Here is a 16,197-nt window from a genome sequence, read left to right as displayed (position 1 = left end):
GCGTGGGCATGAGTGAAGAACGCGGTGCGTACCCCCAGGAAGACAGCTTCGAGGCCCTCGACGAGGACAACCTCGGCCACGACCCGCTGGAGACCGAACCGGAGGAAGGCTGGGCCGAGTCGACCAAGTACGGGATGACCGAGTACGAGCAGGCGCACCCCCGGCCGTTGGACGAACGCCTCAAAGAAGAGCGGAGCGATGTCGGCGAGACGGGTGCATGATCGACCTATGAGCCTCGGTATCCCGGAGAAGATCACCGCGTTGCTCTTCGACCTCGACGGCGTGCTCACCAGCACCGCCGTGCTGCACCGCCAGGCGTGGCGGCAGACGTTCGAGGCCATGGGCCAGCCGTTCAGCGAGCAGGACTACCTCGCCTACGTGGACGGCAAACCGCGCTACGACGGTGTCCGCAGCTTCCTCACCTCGCGCGGCCTCACACCGTCCGAGGACGAGGTCCGCCGCATCGGCGACCAGAAGAACGACCTGGTCAACGCCATCATCGACGAGCAGGGCATCACGCCGTACCCCGCGTCCGTCGCCTACCTCAAGGCAGCGCGCGAGGCGCAGATCCCGATCGGCGTGGTCACGTCCTCGGCCAACGCGATGCGCGTGCTGCGCGCCGGCAACCTGCTGGACTACGTCGACGCGCTGGTGGACGGCAACGTCATCACCGCGTCGAACCTCAAGGGCAAACCGGCCCCGGACTCGTTCATCGAAGGCGCGAGAAGACTCAGGACCGCACCCGAGAACGCCGCCGTCTACGAGGACGCGCTGGCGGGCGTGCAGGCAGGACGGGACGGCGGCTTCGGGTTCGTCGTGGGCGTCGACCGCGGCCACCAGAGAGAAGCCCTGCAGGCCCACGGTGCGACGGTCGTCGTGGACGAGCTCGACGAGCTGCTGTCATGAGCTACGCCGTCGAACCGTGGCAGCTGCGCTGGCAGGGCCTGTCCGTGGACCACCTGCACCAGACCGAGTCGACGTTCGCGCTGGCCAACGGCCACATCGGCTTCCGGGGCACGCTCGACGAGGGCGAGCCGCGCGGTCTGCCCGGCACGTACCTCAACGGCTTCTACGAGGAGCACCAGCTGCCGTACGGCGAGGGCGGCTACGGCTACCCCGAGGCGGGGCAGACCGTCGTCAACGTCACCGACGGCAAGATCATCCGGTTGCTGGTCGAGGACGAACCGCTGGACATGCGCTACGGCACGGCCGTCGAGCACGAACGCACGCTCGACTTCCGCACGGGCACGCTCCGCCGCCGCACGGTGTGGGAGTCCCCGACGGGACGTCGTGTGACCGTGCGCAGCGAACGGCTCGTGTCGTTCACACAGCGCGCTGTCGCGGCGATCCGGTACGAGGTCGAGCCGGAGGACGACCTGCAGCTCGTCGTGCAGTCGGACCTGCTGGCCAACGAGCCGACCAAGAGCCGCAGCAACGACCCGCGGGTCGCGGCCGCACTGGACTCGCCGCTGGTCAACGACTTCACGATGGCCGAGAAGTCGCGGGCCGTGCTGTGCCACCACACCAAGGTGTCCGGGCTGCGGATGGCCGCCGCGATGGACCACGAGGTCGCGGTCTCCCGTTCGGAGAACGAGCTGCACGACGAGCCGCGCACGGAGATCCGCGCCGAGGACGACCTGGCCCGGTTCACCGCGGCCGTCGACGTGCCCGCGGGCGGGCGCCTGCGGCTCACGAAGTACCTGGCCTACGGCTGGTCCGGCCAGCGGTCGACGCCGGCGCTGCGGGCCCAGGTCGAGGCGGCGCTCGCCGGGGCGTGCCAGACGGGCTGGGACGGGCTGCTGGCCGAGCAGAAGGCGTTCCTGGACGACTTCTGGGAGGTCGCCGACATCGAGATCGAGGGCGACGACGAGCTCCAGCAGGCGATCCGGTTCGCGCTCTTCCACATCCTGCAGGCCGGTGCGCGCGGCGAGACCAGGGCGATTCCCGGCAAGGGCCTCACCGGGCCCGGTTACGACGGGCACGCGTTCTGGGACACCGAGATGTTCGTCCTGCCGGTGCTCACCTACACCGTGCCGGACGCCGCCAGGGACGCGCTGAGCTGGCGGCACTCCACTTTGGACAAGGCGCGGGAACGCGCGGAGGTGCTGGGCCTCAAGGGCGCGGCGTTCCCGTGGCGTTCGATCAACGGTGCCGAGTGCAGCGCGTACTGGCCGGCGGGCACGGCGGCGTTCCACGTCTCCGGTGACATCGCCTACGCGACTCAGCAGTACCTGAACGCCACCAACGACAAGGACTTCGACCGCGAGAAAGCGACCGAGATCCTCGTGGAGACCGCACGGTTGTGGGCGTCGTTGGGGCACCACGACCCGCACAACGGTTTCCGCATCGACGGCGTGACGGGTCCCGACGAGTATTCGGCGATCGTCGACAACAACGTCTACACCAACCTCATCGCGCAGCAGAACCTGTGGGCCGCCGCCGACGCCGCCGAACGAAACCCGTGCGACGCAACAGAAGAGGAGATCGCGACGTGGCGCAGTGCCGCGGACGCGATGTCCGTGCCCTATGACGAGATGTTGCAGGTGCACCCGCAGGCGGACAACTTCACCAAGCACGCGGAGTGGGACTTCGAGAACACTCCGGAGGAGAAGTACCCACTGCTGCTGCACTTCCCGTACTTCGACCTGTACCGCAAACAGGTCGTGAAGCAGGCAGACCTGGTGCTGGCGATGCACGTCCGTGGCGATGCGTTCTCCGACGACGAGAAAGCACGCAACTTCGCCTACTACGAAGCACGCACGGTGCGTGACTCGTCGTTGTCCGCGGGCACGCAGGCGGTGCTGGCGGCCGAGGTCGGGCATCTCGGGCTGGCGTACGACTACCTGGTGGAGGCCGCGTTCACCGACCTGCACGACCTGCACGACAACGTCAACAACGGCCTGCACATGGCGTCGCTGGCGGGGGCGTGGACGGCGCTGGTGGCGGGGTTCGGCGGGATGCGCGACCACGGCGGCGAGCTGACGTTCGCGCCGCGGCTGCCGGACGCGCTGACCCGCTTCTCGTTCCGGATGTCGTTCCAGGGCACCCGGATCGGCGTCGACGTGAGCGCGACCGAAGCCATTTACCGGATCGTGCACGGCACGGAGCTGACCACCCGGCACCACGGCGAGCCGATCACGATCACCGCGGACGCGCCGGTGACCGTGCCGATCCCGAAGGCCCCCGACCTCGAACGGCCTCCTGGGCCGTTCGGGCGGGAGCCGCGCCGGCGTTAACCGACCTGGGAGACCTGGTAGTGCGCGATCAGGTCTCCCTTGACCAGCACGCTCAGGTAGAGGGTGCGGGTGGGCCGGTCGACGAACGAGAAATCGGCCTTGAAATAGCCGAGGGTCACGTCCTCGGCTATTTCTCTCGTTTCCAGCACCTCGTAGTCGACCGTCATTCCGACGGGCTGGGAATCGTAGTACGCCGCCACCGCTTCGCGGCCGACCCCGTACGGCTTGAGTCCCTGGAAGATGGCGTCTTCGGCGAAGTTCGCGGCCACGGCCCGAGGGTCGTGCGCGGCGATCCCGTTCTTCCAGCGGTCCACGACCTCGATGATGTTCATCAGTGCCCCGCGCTCTGGCCGCCGTCGACGTGCAGGATCTCGCCGGTGACGAAGCCCGCCTGCTCGAGGAACGTGATGGCGTCGACGACGTCGGAGATCTCGCCGATCCGGCCGACGGGGTGCAGCCCGGCGAGTGCCTCGTGGGTCTCGGGGGCGTGCATGGGCGTCTTGATGATGCCGAGCGCGACCGCGTTGAAGCGGATGTCGCGGGCCGCGTACTCGATGGCGAGCGACTTCGTGACGGCGTTCAGACCGCCCTTGGTCAGCGACGCGAGCGCGGACGGCACGGCGGACAGCGCGTGTTCGACCAGGGTCGTGGTCACGCTGACGACGTGGCCGGGGCCGGTCATGGCGGCGACGGCGGCGCGGGTGATGTCGAAGAACCCGGTCAGGTTGGTGCCGGTGACGGCGGCGTAGTCCTCGTCGGTGTACTCGGTGAACGGCTTGGCGACGAAGATGCCGGCGTTGTTCACGAGCGTGTCGACCCGGCCGAACCCGCGCAGCGTCTCGGTCACGACCCGAGCGCCCTCACCGGGCTGCGAGAGGTCCGCGCGAACGGCGAGGACCTCGGGGTCGGTCGATTCGACGGACCGCGACACCGCGACCACCGAATAACCGAGCTTGCGATAAGCCGGAACGAGTGCCGCACCGATTCCCTGCGACGCACCCGTGACGATCGCGACCTTGCTGCTCATTTCATCCTGCTTTCGGAGGAGTGGCTTTCCGAACAGCCACAACGAGCCGCGGTCCGCGTTCATTTCGCGTAATTGCGACCCGTTTCCTCCCGCGTGGGAGGCTCAGCCTCGCAGACCTCGGTGGGGGTCGTCCGACGGCAGCCACGCGCGGTCCAGCCCGAGGTCGCCGACGTCCCGCACGATCGCCTCGGCGGCCGCGACGACGTCCGCGCGCTCCTCGTCCGCCCGGCGCACCAACGACCACGTCCACAGCACCTCGGGCTCGACCACCGGCCGTGCCACCAGATCGGGCGGCAACGGCGTGGTCTGCCCCTTCGGCGAGTTGAGCACCGGCGTCGTGCACACCCGGACGTGGTCGAAGAACGCGGGCCCGGTGATCGCGCCGTTGTGGATGCGCCGCACCTTGCAGCCGGTGTCGCGGGCGAACTCCTCGGCGTAGTCGTTCCACGACTGCCACGACGTGACGTCGTCGTCCACCAGCACCGCGATGTCCTCGGCCCGCACCGGACTGGTGTCCGACCCGACCGCCACCGCGTAGAGGCGATCCGCCCCGAGCAGCTGGGCCTCGAGCCCGAGCTGTTCCGCGTCGGCCTTCCGGATCCAGCACACCGCGAGGTCCAGGCTCCCGTCCGCCACCCGCGCCGCCTGCTGGTGCGACGGCACGACCCAGGCGTCGACGTAGAGCTGCGCGACCCCGGCCGTGCGCGCCGTGAGGTCCGGCGGCAACCAGTTGACGTACCCGATCCGCACCGGCCGCGACCCGGACAACTGCCGCGCGTGCCGTTGCAACTCCTCGGCCCGCTCGAGGAGTGCCCGCACCTCCGGCACCAGAGCCGCCCCGGCCGCCGTCAGCGCCACCGTCCGGCGATCACGCTGGAACAGCGCCACCCCGAGGTCCCGTTCGAGGGCCTTGATCTGCTGCGACAACGAGGGCCCCGCGATCAGCAGCCGCGCCGCCGCCCGTCCGAAGTGCAGCTCGTCGGCGACCGCGAGGAAGTATTTGAGCTGGCGCAGTTCCACGCTCCGCATCCTAGGAGGCTGAGCCTCCCACTCAGGAGCGAGCCGGTCGTGGCCGTTCGTCCGAGCCGGTCGCACGATGGGTTCATGAGAGAGTTCCCGGTCGAGGTCACGACCGCGTTGCCCGGCCTCACCGAGTCCGAAGTGGACAGCCTGCGGGCGGCGGAAGCCGAGCTCGCGGCCTCCGGCGGTCTCCTCCGCCTGTGGCGCCCGGCCGGCGAGAAGCGCGGCGTCGGCATCTGGCAGGCGGCCGACGAGAACGACCTGCGCGCGGCCGTACTGGGCTCGCTCCCGTCCACGACCGCGATCGCCGTCACGGCACTGGACCCGAACGACCCGAACCGATGAGCGCCGTGGCCACCAGGCAGGTCCGATGAGCGTCCGCGCCGCAGCGGCACTGGCGGCGGGCATGGGCATCGGCCGCTTCGTCTACACCCCGATCCTCCCGCTGATGACCGCCCAGGCGGGCATATCCGCTGCTTCGGCCGCTTCTCTCGCCACCGCCAACTACATCGGCTACTTCGTCGGTGCAGTCGCCACGGTCGTGCGCGCCCCTTCACGCACCGCGAACCGTGTGGCACTCGTGCTGCTCGTGGCCACGCTCGCCGGGATGCCGCTCACGCACTCGATGGCGGCGTGGTTCGCCCTGAGGCTGGTCGCCGGGGTGGCGAGCGCGGTGGTGTTCGTGGCGGCGGTGAACGCACGGCCCGGGTGGGGCATGGCGGGCGTGGGCGTGGGGATCGCGCTGTCCGGGGTGGTGGTGCTGGGGTTCGGGCAGTGGCAGGCGGCCTGGTGGGTGGCGGCGGGAGTGGCGGCGGTGCTGGGGGTCGTGGCGTGGGGGCTGCGGCCGGACGCCCCGACACCGCCAGGCCTGCCTACGCCGACACAGCCAGCCCTGCCCCCGACCGAACCACCAGACCCGCCTACATCGACACCGCCAACCCTGCCCCCGACCGAACCACCAGACCCGCCTGCGCCGAAACTGTCAGACCTGCCTGCGACGATAGGAGTGGGGCCTCGAAGCCCCCTGGGGGCCGGTGAGTCGGGATCGATCCACCCGCCAGGCGCGCGCCGGGCGTTCGGGTTCCTCTTCGCCGCCTACACCCTCGAGGGCGCCGGCTACATCATCGCCGCGACCTTCCTCGTGGCCGCCATCAGCGGCCCCCTCGGCAGCGGCGCGTGGATCCTCGTCGGCCTGGCCGCCGTCCTCTCCCCCACGATCATCAGACCGGGCCGCCGCACCCTCGCCACCGCCCTGGCCGTCCAAGCCGCCGGTATCGCCCTCCCCGCCCTGATCAGCGGCTCGGCCCTGATCGCCACCCTCCTGTTCGGCGGCACCTTCATCGGCATCGCCGCCACCGCCCTCAGGCAAGGCGCCGACCTGGGCGTCCCGAACGCCCCGGCCATCCTCACCGCGGGCTACTCGGCAGGCCAGATCCTCGGCCCGCTCCTGGCCACCCCGCTGCTCCACGACGGCTACGACCAGGCACTCCTGCTGGCCGCCGCCATCATCGCCGCGGCGGCCGTCACAGCTCCAGCACCACCTTCACGTCGCCCGGCCGGCTCTCGAACGCCTCACCAAAACGTTCCAGCGGCACCCGCCGAGTGATCAACGACGACAGCCACGCGGGATCGGCGCGGTCCAGCACGGCCGAGGCCTCCCGGTAGTGGCGCGGGTTCGAGTTGACCGTCCCGAACACGATCCCGTTGCGCAGCACCAGATCGCGGTTGATCTGCCCGACGTCGACCGGCACCACCTCCGGCGACGGCACCCCGGTCAGGCACACCAACTCCCGTCCGAGCACCGCTGCGACCACGGAAGGTGCCCCGGTCGCCTCGATCACGACCGGCAGATCGGGCAGGGTCCGGTGGTAGGTGGCCCCCAGCGACGTCACCAGATCAGGCTTCGGGCCCGAAGAGGCGACGTCGAACACGTGCACGTCCAGGCCCCGCTGCACCCCGATCAACGCCGCCAGCAGCCCGATCGGCCCGGCCCCGGTCACCAGCACCGAGTCGAAGGGGAAGGCAGCCAGGCGGTCCAGCCGCTCCCACGCCTTGACCACCACCGAAGCGGGCTCCACCAGCACACCGGCGAACGAGCTCACCGCCACCGCGTACTCGGCTGGCACCGTCCACAGCCCGGAGGCGTAGCCGTCCAGGCCGGTGATCCCGCGCTCGGTGTAGAGACCGTTCCGGCACATGTCGAACTCACCGCGCGCGCACGCCACGCACGGCACGGGGTCTGGTCTGCGCACCACGCCGGCCACCAGGGTGCCGGGCTCGAACCCCGGGCCGCTCACCACCCGTCCGAGCGACTCGTGGCCGATCACCAGGCGGCGGCCCACGCCGAACTCGCCGCGCACGATCTCGCGGTCGGTGCCGCAGATGCCGACGGCGACCCCTGCCACCAGCAACTCGCCCGGCAGGGGCACCGGATCCGGCACTTCCTCCAGGGACAACGACCCGGCCCGGGCAAGATCCACCGTCAATGCGCGCATGAAGACCATTCTTGACACATCAACACCTTCACGCTGACTATGAGAGCGCTCTCACGACCCTGTCTCAGTGAGGAGATAAGTCGATGCGCAAGCTCCTGCTGCTCGCGACATCGGCCCTACTAGGGCTGACAACGATGTCTGCACCGGTCCAGGCGGCACCACCCAGCCAGCTGCCGCTCACCGTCACGAACAACTCCGGGCGCGGTGACGCGGTCCACCTCTACATCACCGGCATCATGAACGGCCGGCTCGGCTACCTCAACGGCAACGGCCAGTTCACGCCGTGGACCGGCGGGGCGATCCCGCCGGTGCCCGCGCCGGACTTCTCCATCCCCGGTCCGGGCAACGGCGCCAGCAAGACGGTGAACATCCCGATCAACTTCGCGGGCGGCCGCATCTACATGGCCTTCCGGGACAAGCTGAAGTTCAGCCTCGTGCCCAACGGGCTGGTGCAGCCGGCTCCGTGGGCGGGCGGCGATCCGAACCGCGACATCCTGTTCGACTGGAGCGAGTTCAGCTACGACGGCGGCGGTCTGTGGCTGAACAGCTCCCAGGTGGACATGTTCGCGGTCCCGCACGCGGTCGAGGCCACCTCGCAATCCAACGTGACCAAGAAGGCGGGCCAGCTCGTCGCGAACGGGCGCAACCGGATCTTCGACGCGCACCGCTCGCTCGGCGGTGACTGGGCGAAGCTCGCCCACAGCCGGGCCGACGGCACGCGCCTGCGGGTCCTCAACCCCAGCAAGGGCCTCGACGGCGGTGTCTTCTCCAGCACGTACTTCCAGTCCTACGTCAACAGCGTCTGGTCGACCTACCAGAGCACGCCGCTGACCGTGGTGCCGTTCCAGGCGGAGCCGAACCGCAGGTTCACCGGCCGCGTCAGCGGTGGCGTCATGCGGTTCACGAACACGGCGGGCCAGCAGGTCGCGGAGTTCCAGCAGCCGTCCACCCGGGACGTGCTCAACTGCGACGGACGGCTCGCGGCGCCCAACAACGAACTCGGCGCGATCTCGCGGTCGCTCTGCGCCGCGCTCAACCGGTCGACGCTCGGCTTCATCCACACGGCGCCGACGTACAACGCGAGCGAGTTCTACACCCGTGCGACGACGAACCACTTCTCGAAGATCGTGCACGCGAACATGGTCGACGGACGCGCCTACGGGTTCGCCTTCGACGACGTCGGCGGCTTCGAGTCACTTGTCCACGAACCGAACCCGCGTTCGGCAAAGATCACGCTGACCGGATTCTAGACCGAAGCAATCTTGATTTTGATCGACTTTCACTCCACTGTGTGAGGCGCCGTCGCCGCGGCTCTCACACAGTGGAGTCGTTGTGTGCGTAGGGGTGTTGCTGGTCGAGGACGACGAGCGGATCCGGCGGGCGTTGAGCCTCGCCTTGTCCGACGAGGGTTTCTCCGTGGACGAGGCGGGTTCGGGCGAACAGGCGTTGCACCGTTTGGGGACCGAGTCGTTCGACGTGGTGCTGGTCGACCTCACGCTGCCCGGCGTGGACGGCCTGGAGGTCGTCAGAACCGTGCGGGCACGCGGCGACCTGCCCATCATCGTGGTCACGGCGCGCACGGACGCCCGTGACGTGATCGCCGGCCTGGAGGCGGGAGCGGACGACTACGTCACGAAACCGTTGATGGCGAGCGTTCTCGCCGCACGGATCCGCGCGTTGCTGAGGCGGCGCGGACCCGGCCGCGAGGCGGTGTGGATCGGGAACCTGGAAATCCGTCCGCAGGAAGGACTTGTGCACCGAGCGGGCGAACGCGTTCACCTCACCAGGACGGAATTCCGGCTGTTGCTGGAACTCGCTGGTGCGGGCGGCCGCATCGTCACCAGGGAGCAGTTGCTGCAAAAGGTCTGGGGCTACGACTACTTCGGCGACACCCGTTTGCTGGACGTGCACATCAGAAGGCTGCGCCGCAAGATCGAGACCAATCCCGACGATCCCGACCTGCTGCTCACCGTGCGCGGCACCGGATACCGGATCCGCTCGTGATACCGGAGGTCGCCGTCGCGGTCGGATCGGCACTGCTCGGCGCCGCCCTGGGTTCGTGGGCGGCCAGGCGAGCACTGAGGACCAGGTTCGACTCGATGGCGCGGGAGCTGGAGGAGAGGGCGTTGCGGGAGGCCAGGTTCGCCTCCGACGTCTCGCACGAGCTGCGGTCGCCGTTGACGACGATGGTCAACGCGGGCGCGGTGCTGCGGCGGCGGAGGGAACACCTGCCCGGCACGGCGGGCACGGCGCTGGAGCTGCTGACCTCGGAGGTCGACAGGTTCGCGCGGATGGTGGTGGACCTGCTGGAGATCTCGCGCGCCGACCAGACCGACGACCCACTGCAGGAGGACGTCGCGCTGGACTCGTTGGTGCGCAACGTGATCGCGGCACGCGCCGCGCCCGTGCCGGTGGAGCTGGAGCCCGCCGTCGTGCCGGGTGACCGGCGGCGCCTCGATCGAGTGCTGACGAACCTGCTCGACAACGCCGAACGCCACGCGGGCGGTGTGGTCCTGGTGGCGGTGCGGGTCGTGGGCGCAGCGGTGCGGCTGGAGGTCGAGGACGCCGGTCCCGGGGTACCCGCGGGCCTGCGGGAGGAGATCTTCGAACGGTTCGCGCGCGGCGTCATGGCGGGCGGCCGGGGCGGTGACACGGGCAGCGGGCTGGGGCTCGCGCTGGTCCGCGAGCACGTGCACCGGCTGGGCGGCCGGGTGTGGGTGGAGGACCGCGCGCCACGGGGAGCGCGGTTCGTGGTGGAGATGGTCTTACGGAGTTCTGACGGCCGGCCGTCTCGCGGCGCCGGGCGGGCGTGACGGCCCTACGGTCGGTTCATGCGAGTACTGATCACCGGCGGGGCCGGGTTCATCGGGTCGCACGTCGCGGACGAGCTGATCTCCCAGGGCCACGAATGCGTGGTGCTCGACGCGTTGCTGCCCGAGGCACATGGCACCGTTCCGGCACTGGAGCACGAACTCGTCGTGGGCGACGTGACCGATCCGGACGTGCTGCGACCACTTCTGTCCTCTGTGGACGCCGTGTGCCACCAGGCGGCGATGGTCGGGCACGGCGTGGACCCGTTCGACGCGCCCTCCTACGCGCGGCACAACGACCTCGGGACGGCCGTGCTGCTGGCCGAGATGCACCGGGCGGGGGTGTCGCGGCTGGTGCTGGCGTCGTCGATGGTCGTCTACGGCGAGGGCCGCTACCGGTGCCTGACGCACGGGATCGTGCGCGCCGAACGCACGGCCGCCGACGTGGCCAGGGGCATGTACGAGCCGCGCTGCCCCTGCGGTGACTTCGTGGTGTCCGAGCTGGTGCCCGAGGACGCGCCGCTGGAGCCGCGCAGCACCTACGCCGCGACGAAGCTGGCGCAGGAACACCTGGCGGTGGCCTGGGCGCGGCAGACCGGCGGGAGCGTGTGGGCGTTGCGCTACCACAACGTCTACGGGCCGCGAATGCCGCGCGACACCCCGTACGCCGGGGTGGCGTCGATCTTCCGTTCGGCGTTGCAGAACGGGGTCGCGCCGCGAGTCATGGAGGACGGGCGGCAGCGGCGGGACTTCGTGCACGTCACGGACGTGGCGCGGGCCAACGCGCTGGCGCTCGCCTCACCCCGGCCTGGCTTCGAGGCCGTGAACGTCTGCTCCGGCACCCCGCACACGATCGGCGACCTGGCGTTCGCGCTGGCCGACGCGTGTGACGGGCCGACGCCGGAGATCGTGGGCGGGGCGCGGGCGGGCGACGTCCGGCACGTCGTGGCGTCGCCCGCGAAAGCGTTGGAGGTACTGGGTTTCGAGGCTCAGGTCGGGTTCGAGGACGGGGTGCGCGAGTTCGCCTCCTCCGCGCAACGCGAGCCGGTCACCAGTTCGTGAGCACCAGGTGGTTCACCGCCAGGGCCGTGACGGCCTGGGCGGTGAGCCACCTCCTGTGGTGGTCGAGCTTCGCCGTGCCGGCGAGGAGCCAGACCGCGAACGGCAGCCAGATGCGTTCGGTCTCGGCCTTGCTGAGACCCGACAGGTCGGCCGCGAGGATCGCGATGCCAGCGCCGATCACCCACTTGTCCCTGCGCAGCCCCTGGATCCCGGCCGGGCCGATGACCAGCGCGAGCGCCGCGAGGTTCGCCCACACCCAGTACCAGTACGGCCTGGTGTCGCCGATGCCCTGGTAGTAGCGGAGTTTGACGAGCTCGTAACCGTCGAGCCACCAGAACCCGCTGATCGCGAACGCCGCGACGACGGTGAGCGCGCCCGCGACGGCCCAGCCGATCCTGCGGAGGTCCTTGCCGATCGCGACGAGTGCGAGCGGGGCGAGCAGCACCAGCCCGTACGACAGGAACAGGCACCAGCCGAGCACCACCCCGCCGAGCACCGGCCACCGCGTGAGCAGGTAGACGCCGACCGCCGCGACGCCCATGAACAGGCCGTCCGCCGACGCCCCCACCCACACCGCGCCGGGGAACAGCACGAGGAACGGCAGCACCGTGTTGTTCTTGAGCGCCGACGGGATCGCGACCACCGCCAGCGAGCCGACCAGGACGCAGAACAGCGACGCGGCCGCTCCCCCGCCGAGCCCGATCCGGTCGAGCGCGACGAACGTGAGCAGCGCGCCCGGCGGGTGACCGGAAACGTGCGTCGTCCACGAGTCGGGCTGGAAGTCGGGGATGCGCTGTGCGAACGTGCCGAGCATGGCCGGGATGTCGGTGACGCCCGGAACCTCGTGCAGGTACTCGTCCTCGGTGGTGAGCCGGGTGACGAACCGGCTCCAGCCGTCGATCATCGCCAGCGACAGCGTGAACGCCACCGAGGCCGCGTACGCGATCGGCAACGCGAACCGGTGCCGCGCCAACTCGGGCCCCTTGGCCACGACGAGGAACGCGATCAGGACCGCGACCGGCGTGCCGGGGCCGACGTGGGGCTGCCAGTCGCCGAACAGCGGTGCCGCGGCGGCGAACAGGATTCCGGGTTCGTTGACGTTGACGACGACCCCGATGATGATGGCGGCGGCGACGAGCAGCCCTGCGATGACTAGACGCACCGCGCCCAACCTAGGGGGTCCGCCGGGTGCCCGCCGGGCTTGCAAGACAATCGTAAGAACTCTTTCGTGCGTCACAATTCCGTAAGCACCACAACACTTTCCCGTGGTCCAAGGTGGACCTCATGGATGTCGTGTTGCCCTGCCTGGACGAGGCCGCCGCACTGCCCGCGGTCCTCGCCTCCCTGCCTCCCGGTCACCGCGCGATCGTCGTGGACAACGGGTCCACCGACGGGTCACGCGAGGTGGCCGCCGCGTGCGGCGCCCTCGTCGTGCACGAGCCCCGGCGCGGCTACGGCGCCGCCGTGCACACCGGCCTGCTGGCGGCCACCTCCGAGCTGGTGGCGTTCGCCGACGCGGACGGTTCCCTCGACCTCGCCGAACTTCCCGCGATGGCGGCGTCGCTGGCCGACGCGGACCTGGTGGTCGGCCGGCGCAGGCCCGTGCACGCCGGCGTCTGGCCGTGGCACGCGCGGGCGGGCAACGCCGTGATCGCGTCCCTGTTGCGGCGCAGGGGTTTGGCCGTGCACGACATCGCACCTCTGCGCGTCTGCCGGCGGGAAGCGTTGCTGGCGTTGGACGTCCAGGACCGCGCCTTCGGCTATCCCCTGGAACTCCTGGTGCGCGCGGCCGCCGCCGGTTGGCGCGTGCACGAGGTGGACGTGACCTACCGGGCGCGCGCGGCGGGCACGCGGTCGAAGGTGTCGGGTTCGGTGCGCGGCACGATGCGGGCCGCCCGGGACATGGCGGGGGTGCTGCGATGAGGTTCTGCGTGCTGGTCATGGCCAAGTCGCCGGTACCGGGCCAGGTGAAGACCCGCCTGTGCCCGCCGTTGTCGCCGGAGGAGGCGGCGGACGTGGCGGCGGCCTCCCTGCTGGACACGCTGTCGGCCGCCCTGGACACGCCGGGTGCCGTGCCGGTGGTGGCGCTGGCGGGGGTGGTGCGCCGCGAGGACGTCCGGGACGCGCTGGCCGAGTGCGTGGTGGTCCCGCAGCGGGGCGACACGTTCGCGGCACGGCTGGTGCACGCGCACGCCGACGTGGCGCGGTTCCGGATGCCGGTGCTGCAGATCGGGATGGACACGCCACAGGTGTCGCCGTCGCTGCTGGAGTCGTGCGCCGAGTTCGGGGAGGCGGCGCTGGGGTTCGCGGCGGACGGCGGCTGGTGGGCGCTCGGGCTGCGGGACCCGTTGCGGGCGTCGGTGTTGCGGGACGTGCCGATGTCGCGGGCGGACACCGGGGTGCGGACGCTGGAGGCGTTGCGGGGCTCGGAGGGGTTGCGGGGCAACGGGGTGCGGATGTTGCCGACGCTGTCCGATGTGGACACGATCGAGGACGCGCGGCTGGTGGCGCGGGAGGTTCCGGACAGCAGGTTCGCCGCGACGTTGCTCGGGATCACGGCGGTGACGTCGTGATGTTCGACCAGGCCCTGCGCGGGCGCCCCAGCTGGCTCGACCTCCCCGGCGTCACCTCGCGCGAACTCAGCGTCGCCCGCTGGCAGGCCGACGCCGACGACGGTGACGCCGTCCTCCTCGACGCCTGCGCCGGCCCCACCCTCGACGTCGGCTGCGGACCGGGTCGCCTGGTCACCGCACTGCTGGCGCGCGGCGTGCACGCGCTGGGCGTCGACGTCTCGCCCGAGGCGGTCCGGCGCACCACGGCACGAGGTGGCGTCGCGGTCCGGCGTGACGTCTTCGGTCCCCTGCCCGGAGAAGGGCGGTGGCGGCACGTGCTGCTGGCCGACGGCAACATCGGCATCGGCGGCGATCCCGCGACGTTGTTGCGGCGCGTGCGGCAGTTGCTCGGGCCGAGCGGGACGGTGGTCGTCGAGGTCGAGCCGCCGGGGTCCGGTCTCACGGTCGGGCAGGCCAGGGTGCGCACCGCCGACACCTGCGGGCAGCGGTTCCCGTGGGCGTGGAGCGACGCGGAGTCGGTGGCGGCGGACGGGTTCTTCCTGCTGTGGCAGGTGGAACGGGCCGGGCGCTGGTTCGCGTGCTGGGAGCGGCTGTGAAACTCCCCGTCTTCAAGGCACCCGCGCACCACCCCGGCGTGACCAGCCGGGTCGGCACGTGGCTCGGCATCGCGTTCGGGCTGTGCTTCGTCACCGGGCTGATCAGCCACGGCATCCAGCACGAGTGGCCGTGGCCCACCCGCCCGGCGGGCCTCTACCGGGTCACGCAGGGGGTGCACGTGATCTCCGGGGTCGCGGCGGTCCCGTTGCTGCTGGCCAAGTTGTGGAGCGTCTACCCGAAGCTGTTCGAACGGCCGCTGGTCAGGTCCGTGCCGCACGCCCTGGAGCGTGCGTCGATCTTCGTGCTGCTCGGGGCGTCGTTCTTCGAACTCGTGACGGGGCTGTTCAACGCGGCGCAGAACTACCCGTGGTCGTTCTACTTCCCGACGGCACACTACGCGGTGGCGTGGATCGCGATCGGCGCGATGCTCGTGCACATCGCCGTGAAGATCCCGGTGGTCTGCCGGACGCTGGAACCGCGGTCCGAGGAGCGGACCGTGTTGTCGCGCAGGGCTTTCCTGCGGACGACCGCGCTCACGACCGGCGTCGCGGTCGTTGCGACGGCCGGGGTCACCGTGCCGTGGCTGCGCAAGGTGTCGGTGCTGGCGTGGCGGTCGGACGGGCCGTTGCCGGTCAACCGGACGGCCAAGGCCGCGAACATCGTCGTGCCCGCGGACTGGCGGCTGAAGGCGGGCGACCGGACCTACTCGCTCGCGGAACTCCGCGCGATGCCGCAGACCACGGTCGAGCTGCCGATCGCGTGCGTCGAGGGGTGGAGCCAGAACGCGACGTGGACCGGGGTGCGGGTGCGCGACCTGGTGAGCGGCGGGGACGTGCGGGTCGAGTCGCTGGAGCGCGACGGGCTGTACCGGGCGACGACGTTGCCGGAGGCGTTCGCGCGGGACCCGTTGACGTTGCTGGCGTTGCGGCTCGACGGGGAGGAGCTGACGCCGGACCACGGCTACCCGTGCCGGCTGATCGCGCCGAACAGGCCAGGGGTGTTGCAGACGAAGTGGGTCACGTCGCTGGAGGTGCGGGCATGAGCGGCACGAACCCGAGTGCGAACGGTCCAGTCCTGCGCCCTGCCGTCCTCGGCGCGAGAGTCCTGCTGGGCGCGGCCGGCGTGGCCCTGGGTGCCTGGGGCGCGTGGCTCCTGCTCCCCCAGGTCACCCTCGAACTCCTGCTCTGGCTCGGCGGCGGTGTGGTGCTGCACGACTTCCTGATCGCTCCGCTGGTCGGCCTGTCCGGCTTCGTGGTCAAACGCCCGTCCATCGGCATCGGCCTGGCGGTCAGCGGCGTCCTCACGCTCCTCGCCGTGCCGGTGCTCTGGCGCGAGCACAGCGGTCCGGTCAACCCGGGCCTGCACGACCGCGACTAC

18 protein-coding genes are annotated in these 16,197 nt (G+C 70.7%); 13 read left to right on the top strand and 5 right to left on the bottom strand.

Translation table 11 applies throughout. The features are described from left to right. The first annotated feature begins 8 nt into the window (after positions 1-8). From QSK25_RS01490 to QSK25_RS01480, 3 genes are read left to right on the top strand one after another with little or no spacing between them, the layout of a single operon-like run. Complete coding sequence (locus QSK25_RS01490) at positions 9-221, top strand: hypothetical protein (protein ID WP_285631300.1); 213 nt, start codon at positions 9-11, stop codon at positions 219-221. 7 nt (positions 222-228) lie between these two features. Continuing rightward, positions 229-906: an HAD family hydrolase gene (locus QSK25_RS01485; RefSeq protein ID WP_285631297.1), complete on the top strand. Its 678-nt coding sequence runs from the start codon at positions 229-231 to the stop codon at positions 904-906. Then, on the top strand, positions 903-3,236 hold the full coding sequence (locus QSK25_RS01480; protein ID WP_285631293.1) for a glycoside hydrolase family 65 protein: 2,334 nt from the start codon (positions 903-905) through the stop codon (positions 3,234-3,236). The genes QSK25_RS01485 and QSK25_RS01480 overlap by 4 nt, the downstream gene beginning before the upstream one ends. Here the strand turns inward: QSK25_RS01480 and QSK25_RS01475 are convergent. From QSK25_RS01475 to QSK25_RS01465, 3 genes are all read right to left on the bottom strand, one after another. Next, positions 3,233-3,568 (bottom strand): Cif family virulence factor, encoded by a 336-nt coding sequence (locus QSK25_RS01475; RefSeq protein WP_285631290.1) that lies wholly within the window; start codon positions 3,566-3,568, stop codon positions 3,233-3,235. The genes QSK25_RS01480 and QSK25_RS01475 overlap by 4 nt on opposite strands. Beyond that, positions 3,568-4,263, bottom strand: a complete 696-nt coding sequence (locus tag QSK25_RS01470; protein WP_285631287.1) for an SDR family NAD(P)-dependent oxidoreductase — start codon at positions 4,261-4,263, stop codon at positions 3,568-3,570. The genes QSK25_RS01475 and QSK25_RS01470 overlap by 1 nt, the downstream gene beginning before the upstream one ends. 102 nt (positions 4,264-4,365) lie before the next feature. Then, on the bottom strand, positions 4,366-5,283 hold the full coding sequence (locus QSK25_RS01465; RefSeq protein ID WP_285631284.1) for a LysR family transcriptional regulator: 918 nt from the start codon (positions 5,281-5,283) through the stop codon (positions 4,366-4,368). An 84-nt stretch (positions 5,284-5,367) separates the two neighbouring features. Here QSK25_RS01465 and QSK25_RS01460 point away from each other — a divergent pair, with 84 nt between their 5' ends. Both QSK25_RS01460 and QSK25_RS01455 read left to right on the top strand, forming a co-directional pair. Next, complete coding sequence (locus QSK25_RS01460) at positions 5,368-5,628, top strand: muconolactone Delta-isomerase family protein (RefSeq protein ID WP_285631281.1); 261 nt, start codon at positions 5,368-5,370, stop codon at positions 5,626-5,628. A gap of 25 nt (positions 5,629-5,653) precedes the next feature. Next, on the top strand, positions 5,654-6,889 hold the full coding sequence (locus tag QSK25_RS01455) for a YbfB/YjiJ family MFS transporter (protein WP_285631278.1): 1,236 nt from the start codon (positions 5,654-5,656) through the stop codon (positions 6,887-6,889). Here QSK25_RS01455 and QSK25_RS01450 read toward each other — a convergent pair. Next, positions 6,807-7,778, bottom strand: coding sequence for an alcohol dehydrogenase catalytic domain-containing protein (locus QSK25_RS01450; RefSeq protein WP_285631275.1), 972 nt, complete (start codon positions 7,776-7,778; stop codon positions 6,807-6,809). The genes QSK25_RS01455 and QSK25_RS01450 overlap by 83 nt on opposite strands. 83 nt (positions 7,779-7,861) lie before the next feature. Here QSK25_RS01450 and QSK25_RS01445 point away from each other — a divergent pair, with 83 nt between their 5' ends. The 4 genes from QSK25_RS01445 to QSK25_RS01430 all read left to right on the top strand — a co-directional run bounded on the left by QSK25_RS01445 (position 7,862) and on the right by QSK25_RS01430 (position 11,650). Next, positions 7,862-9,028, top strand: a complete 1,167-nt coding sequence (locus QSK25_RS01445) for a beta-1,3-glucanase family protein (protein ID WP_285631272.1) — start codon at positions 7,862-7,864, stop codon at positions 9,026-9,028. A gap of 82 nt (positions 9,029-9,110) precedes the next feature. After that, positions 9,111-9,782 carry a response regulator transcription factor gene (locus tag QSK25_RS01440; protein ID WP_285631269.1) on the top strand — a complete coding sequence of 224 codons (672 nt, stop codon included), beginning with the start codon at positions 9,111-9,113 and terminating at the stop codon, positions 9,780-9,782. After that, the gene (locus tag QSK25_RS01435) at positions 9,779-10,591 is read left to right on the top strand and encodes a sensor histidine kinase (protein ID WP_285631266.1); all 813 of its coding nucleotides are present in this window, start codon (positions 9,779-9,781) and stop codon (positions 10,589-10,591) included. Before QSK25_RS01440 ends, QSK25_RS01435 begins: the two co-directional genes overlap by 4 nt. Before the next feature lie 18 nt (positions 10,592-10,609). After that, the gene (locus QSK25_RS01430) at positions 10,610-11,650 is read left to right on the top strand and encodes an NAD-dependent epimerase/dehydratase family protein (RefSeq protein ID WP_285631263.1); all 1,041 of its coding nucleotides are present in this window, start codon (positions 10,610-10,612) and stop codon (positions 11,648-11,650) included. On the opposite strand, the gene QSK25_RS01425 is transcribed toward QSK25_RS01430, so the two are convergent. Next, complete coding sequence (locus tag QSK25_RS01425) at positions 11,637-12,812, bottom strand: hypothetical protein (protein WP_285631260.1); 1,176 nt, start codon at positions 12,810-12,812, stop codon at positions 11,637-11,639. The two genes, QSK25_RS01430 and QSK25_RS01425, sit on opposite strands and share 14 nt — an antisense overlap. 122 nt (positions 12,813-12,934) lie before the next feature. On the opposite strand from QSK25_RS01425, the gene QSK25_RS01420 reads away from it, so the two are divergent. Genes QSK25_RS01420 through QSK25_RS01405 form a run of 4 tightly spaced genes read left to right on the top strand, consistent with a single transcriptional unit; the run spans position 12,935 to position 15,862 of the window. Next, the gene (locus QSK25_RS01420) at positions 12,935-13,573 is read left to right on the top strand and encodes a glycosyltransferase family 2 protein (RefSeq protein WP_285631257.1); all 639 of its coding nucleotides are present in this window, start codon (positions 12,935-12,937) and stop codon (positions 13,571-13,573) included. After that, on the top strand, positions 13,570-14,223 hold the full coding sequence (locus QSK25_RS01415) for a TIGR04282 family arsenosugar biosynthesis glycosyltransferase (RefSeq protein WP_285631253.1): 654 nt from the start codon (positions 13,570-13,572) through the stop codon (positions 14,221-14,223). The genes QSK25_RS01420 and QSK25_RS01415 overlap by 4 nt, the downstream gene beginning before the upstream one ends. Then, complete coding sequence (locus QSK25_RS01410; protein ID WP_285632943.1) at positions 14,223-14,819, top strand: methyltransferase; 597 nt, start codon at positions 14,223-14,225, stop codon at positions 14,817-14,819. The genes QSK25_RS01415 and QSK25_RS01410 overlap by 1 nt, the downstream gene beginning before the upstream one ends. Further along, a complete protein-coding gene (locus tag QSK25_RS01405) occupies positions 14,816-15,862 on the top strand; it encodes a molybdopterin-dependent oxidoreductase (RefSeq protein ID WP_285631250.1) in 1,047 nt (348 codons plus the stop codon). Before QSK25_RS01410 ends, QSK25_RS01405 begins: the two co-directional genes overlap by 4 nt. Positions 15,863-16,197: the final 335 nt, after the last annotated feature.

Source organism: Lentzea sp. NBRC 102530, assembly GCF_030269365.1.
GTDB lineage: Bacteria > Actinomycetota > Actinomycetes > Mycobacteriales > Pseudonocardiaceae > Lentzea.
The sequence above is the reverse complement of the archived record's forward strand: the minus strand, read 5'-3'. Positions and strand labels throughout refer to the sequence as shown.

Bases quoted from the DNA above. Each gene is read 5' to 3' on its own strand.
- QSK25_RS01490 (WP_285631300.1), top strand. From the start codon at position 9: ATGAGTGAAGAACGCGGTGCGTACCCCCAGGAAGACAGCTTCGAGGCC.
- QSK25_RS01485 (WP_285631297.1), top strand. From the start codon at position 229: ATGAGCCTCGGTATCCCGGAGAAGATCACCGCGTTGCTCTTCGACCTC.
- QSK25_RS01480 (WP_285631293.1), top strand. From the start codon at position 903: ATGAGCTACGCCGTCGAACCGTGGCAGCTGCGCTGGCAGGGCCTGTCC.
- QSK25_RS01475 (WP_285631290.1), bottom strand. From the start codon at position 3,568: ATGAACATCATCGAGGTCGTGGACCGCTGGAAGAACGGGATCGCCGCG.
- QSK25_RS01470 (WP_285631287.1), bottom strand. From the start codon at position 4,263: ATGAGCAGCAAGGTCGCGATCGTCACGGGTGCGTCGCAGGGAATCGGT.
- QSK25_RS01460 (WP_285631281.1), top strand. From the start codon at position 5,368: ATGAGAGAGTTCCCGGTCGAGGTCACGACCGCGTTGCCCGGCCTCACC.
- QSK25_RS01455 (WP_285631278.1), top strand. From the start codon at position 5,654: ATGAGCGTCCGCGCCGCAGCGGCACTGGCGGCGGGCATGGGCATCGGC.
- QSK25_RS01450 (WP_285631275.1), bottom strand. From the start codon at position 7,778: ATGCGCGCATTGACGGTGGATCTTGCCCGGGCCGGGTCGTTGTCCCTG.
- QSK25_RS01445 (WP_285631272.1), top strand. From the start codon at position 7,862: ATGCGCAAGCTCCTGCTGCTCGCGACATCGGCCCTACTAGGGCTGACA.
- QSK25_RS01430 (WP_285631263.1), top strand. From the start codon at position 10,610: ATGCGAGTACTGATCACCGGCGGGGCCGGGTTCATCGGGTCGCACGTC.
- QSK25_RS01420 (WP_285631257.1), top strand. From the start codon at position 12,935: ATGGATGTCGTGTTGCCCTGCCTGGACGAGGCCGCCGCACTGCCCGCG.
- QSK25_RS01415 (WP_285631253.1), top strand. From the start codon at position 13,570: ATGAGGTTCTGCGTGCTGGTCATGGCCAAGTCGCCGGTACCGGGCCAG.
- QSK25_RS01410 (WP_285632943.1), top strand. From the start codon at position 14,223: ATGTTCGACCAGGCCCTGCGCGGGCGCCCCAGCTGGCTCGACCTCCCC.